Raw genomic sequence first — 1,567 nt, 5'->3', positions numbered from 1 at the left:
TGACGAGGTAGGCGGCACTGCGTCCGAGCGGCACCCGCACGATCGGGCCGTGTTCGCGGCGCAGCCGGGTGAGCAGGCCGAGCGGATCGGTCAGGAACTCGACAGCGGTACGTACCGGCCGCCCGGTCGGCCCTGGTGGGCTCTGGCGCGGTGGCGGCGGGCTCGCAACGGTGACCGCGTCCCCGGCCGGGGCGACCGGCACGTTCTCCGATGCGCCGTCGACGGAGCTGGCCTGGACGGATGCCATCGTCTACCTCCGGTCCACTGGGTGGGTTCTGATCGTGAACTGTCGCGGCCGAGTGTGGCTGTACCTTGAGAAGAAGATGTGAAATAGCTGTGAGCACAATCTCCGCCCCGCGGCGGCCAGGTTCCCGACACGGTGACAACCGGAATCCGTCGACCCAGGCGAATGCATCGAGGGCTACGCCGGGCAGAACCGGGCGTGCCAGAACCGGGTGTCACGGGGCCATCCCGGCGACGACACGCGCAATGACTCCGGTCATAGTGGCGGCGCGGTGCGTGGAAACCGTTTACGCTAGTGGGGAGAGGTTGACGGCGACCCCCCCACGCCGTCAGCCTCTCGTCAGACTGGCCGAGGTATGCGTGGTCACGGGCATCTGTACGCCGGTACGCTGGGCGTGGGTGGTGGTGGTAGTGGCTCAGGCCGCTCCAGCGGGCCCGAACTCAGGTTCCGGATGCGTCGGGAGGCCGCGCCAGTGACGTACCAGCCAGGTCGACCCGTTCGAACCCGGTACCCCGGTCGCACATCGGAAACGGGCAGTTCGTGGATATGACGTCGACCACGCCGGAGGGTGTCTCGCTGGAGGCCCAGGCCGGCGTCGGAAGCCCGGACGGCTTCCGCCGGCTGTATACGCCGCACCGAATGGCCTATATCAAGGGCGAGGACAGACCGACCGGCGAAAGCTGCCCGTTCTGCATCATCCCGTCCATGTCGGACGAGGAGGGGCTGGTCGTCGCTCGGGGCGAAGTCGTCTATGCCGTTCTCAACCTCTACCCGTACAACTCCGGGCACCTGATGATCGTCCCGTATCGTCACATCCCCGACTACGCCGATCTCATGGACGCCGAGACCACGGAGATGGCCCTGTTCACCCAGCATGCGCTGCGGGCTCTGCGGCGGGCCAGCGGCGCGCACGGTTTCAACGTCGGGATGAACCTCGGTACCGTGGCGGGCGCTGGGATCGCCGAACACGTCCACCAGCACGTCGTGCCACGCTGGGGCGGTGACACCAACTTCATGCCGGTGGTCGGTGGCACCAGGGTGCTGCCCGCACTCCTCGGCCAGACCCGCGACCTGACCGCCGCGGCCTGGAAGGAGACGGACTAACATCCACACCGCTGTCCCTGGGGATGCGCCAAGCGTTACTCGGCTGTCCGAGCGGTGAGATACGTGGCGGCGAGGTGTTCAGGTAGCGGCTCGTACCGCACGTGGCTGCGGGAGAACGTGCCAGTGCCCTGGGTCAGCGAACGGATGTCAACGGCATATCTGAGCATTTCCGTTTCCGGTACCTCAGCTCTGATCACCGTCCGATTCCTGCCGCCAGGG

The 1,567-nt window shown here is 67.2% G+C and carries 2 protein-coding genes and 1 pseudogene; 1 reads left to right on the top strand and 2 read right to left on the bottom strand.

Annotation, left to right across the window (positions count from 1 at the left end; genetic code table 11):
* A pseudogene (locus U9983_RS23745) lies at positions 1–247 on the bottom strand (hypothetical protein); the annotation flags it as partial.
* Positions 248–790: 543 nt separating this feature from the next.
* Between U9983_RS23745 and U9983_RS23740 the strand changes: the two are divergent.
* On the top strand, positions 791–1,348 hold the full coding sequence (locus U9983_RS23740) for an HIT domain-containing protein (protein ID WP_322756142.1): 558 nt from the start codon (positions 791–793) through the stop codon (positions 1,346–1,348).
* A gap of 35 nt (positions 1,349–1,383) precedes the next feature.
* On the opposite strand, the gene U9983_RS23735 is transcribed toward U9983_RS23740, so the two are convergent.
* The coding region (locus tag U9983_RS23735) for a hypothetical protein (RefSeq protein WP_322756141.1) at positions 1,384–1,567 on the bottom strand (184 nt) is incomplete at its 5' end.

The organism is Protofrankia sp. Cas3 (genome assembly GCF_963555955.1).
In the GTDB taxonomy this organism is placed as follows: domain Bacteria; phylum Actinomycetota; class Actinomycetes; order Frankiales; family Frankiaceae; genus Protofrankia.
Note: the sequence above shows the minus strand (reverse complement) of the source record. Positions and strands in the feature narration are given on the sequence as shown.